General features: G+C 35.4%; 3 protein-coding genes and 1 pseudogene. 2 read left to right on the forward strand and 2 right to left on the reverse strand.

What is annotated here, in order from left to right:
- Positions 1-65 precede the first annotated feature (65 nt).
- Positions 66-461 carry a hypothetical protein gene (locus tag H1P_RS33060; protein WP_144875690.1) on the forward strand — a complete coding sequence of 132 codons (396 nt, stop codon included), beginning with the start codon at positions 66-68 and terminating at the stop codon, positions 459-461.
- Between the two features lie 98 nt (positions 462-559).
- On the opposite strand, the gene H1P_RS33065 is transcribed toward H1P_RS33060, so the two are convergent.
- Positions 560-889, reverse strand: coding sequence for a hypothetical protein (locus tag H1P_RS33065; RefSeq protein ID WP_144875692.1), 330 nt, complete (start codon positions 887-889; stop codon positions 560-562).
- A gap of 282 nt (positions 890-1,171) precedes the next feature.
- Positions 1,172-1,612 (reverse strand): RNA-guided endonuclease InsQ/TnpB family protein, encoded by a 441-nt coding sequence (locus H1P_RS33070; protein ID WP_246142061.1) that lies wholly within the window; start codon positions 1,610-1,612, stop codon positions 1,172-1,174.
- A gap of 122 nt (positions 1,613-1,734) precedes the next feature.
- On the opposite strand from H1P_RS33070, the pseudogene H1P_RS38675 reads away from it, so the two are divergent.
- A pseudogene (locus tag H1P_RS38675) lies at positions 1,735-1,919 on the forward strand (IS701 family transposase); the annotation flags it as partial.

A 1,919-nucleotide genomic window follows, 5' to 3' on the forward strand; every position in this document is an offset into this window, starting at 1 on the left:
TTTTTTGACTTTGGCAACTATTCATATGTGGATTACCAAAATCATATTAGTGGGATAGGTTCATTGTGCTTTATTTTTTGCTTTTACTATCTCCCATTCTCATAATTGCCATTTTTCATAATTTACTGCACATTGGTTTCGATTTATTTTTTCCCGATATTCAAACTCCAGAAATGTCTGCACCAAAAAGTATTTGGTTTCCTGGTTTGCTCAGTTGGTGGGAAGGTTTGTATGGCTGGTTGATAATTGCTCTGGTAATGATTTTTAGTACAGTAATTGGAATTGTTTTCTTTTCTCCTTCTTATTATTGGTCGGAAATGACAGACTGGTGGTATGGAATGAAAAACTTTATTAATCCCTTGATGTTAATTCGTTTATTATCTGCTGCTTTTCTCTATCAGTTTGAACATTTAGTACGCACACATCTGATTGCAGTTGGCGTAGGTAAACGTAGTGTATAGTTGAGTAGGTAGGTAATAAGTAATTAATCCTATAAATAAAGCGATCGCTTTTAAGTTAAGGCGATCGCTTTTAATGTAACAAACAAAATTATCAAATCTTATCTTTTCCCTATATTGCGCGCCATGTTACGGAACAGATCCATATTGCTAGAACTGGGAGTAGATTTAGGACTACTATCACTTACACTACTCTTAAATTGAGTAGGTTGAGATTTGGGACTGGAAAAAGAACTTTCTGGGCTGCTTTGTTGGAAGTTATTCTTAGAATTTCCATCTAAAGAAGAGATCTCTTTAACTACTTCAAAACCATTGGGATTTTTTAAGTTCTTCGGAAAAGTATGTCTCACTCTAGTAGACTTTCTCATATAGTTAATATTGCCCAAAGTTTGAGCTTCATCGGGATCGAGAAAAAAATCTTTATTAGTCATAATTGAAATCCTCTTGATTAAAATATTTGCTCCTATTTTTAATAATAAACTTTCAAGGGAATAACTTTATAAAACGTTACATAATTACTTCATCAAAAGACATAAATAACTCTGCTACTTCTGTGTTATCTAAAGCACGATTTTGAACCTCCCATCGGCTACGCCAAGGGATTCCCTTATAGACTCACATCTAGACACCAAAGTATCCCCGATAGAACGCCAACAAGTCGGTTCTACATAGTCGGGAAACCCGACCGTAGCCCGACTTAATTACAGGGCAGTTTAATTTACGGGCGCACCAACCGCAATTTCTAGTCCTCTGTTTTTAACAACTTCAGCAGCAGCAACATCTCTATCATTTTCATATCCACACTCAAAACATTTATGTACTCTAATATCTAATGTTTTTTTACCAGTGTGTATCCCACAATCAGGACATATTTGACTTGTGAAATCTTTATCTACTTTCGTGAAAAAAGTATTGGTTTGAGAGCAAACATACTCTAGGATTTCCCAGAATTGTCCTAATCCCATATCTAGAGATTGTTTACAAAACAACCCTCTACTCCATGATTTGAAGTTAATATTTTCCACAAATACCATTCCTACTTCTTGGCACAACTGATGAGCAAGTTTGAAATGATAGTCTTTTCTTTTGTTGGCAACGGCTTCATGTAGTAATGCTATACGATGTTGTAGTTTATTCCATTTGTTAGAATACACATAGCAAGGGCGAACAATCAATCGTTCGCCCCCATAAGTAATTTATTAGGACTTACGCATTGACAGAATAATGAGACAATGCACTCTTAAGTAGAAGACATCAAAAAAACAGGTATCGAACAATCAGGAAAATCAGCAAACCTTCCACCGCACAATGCAATCTCGAACACTACACATTGTTTTTATTGTCAGAACCCAAACAAATGGGATGTAATAGATTGTCAGAAATACTGGGAAATGTCTCACACGATAGCATCAATCGCTTTTTATTGAGGGAAAGATACGAAGCCAAAGATTTGTTCAACAC

Source organism: Hyella patelloides LEGE 07179, from assembly GCF_900659865.1.
Taxonomy (GTDB): Bacteria; Cyanobacteriota; Cyanobacteriia; order Cyanobacteriales; family Xenococcaceae; genus Hyella; species Hyella patelloides.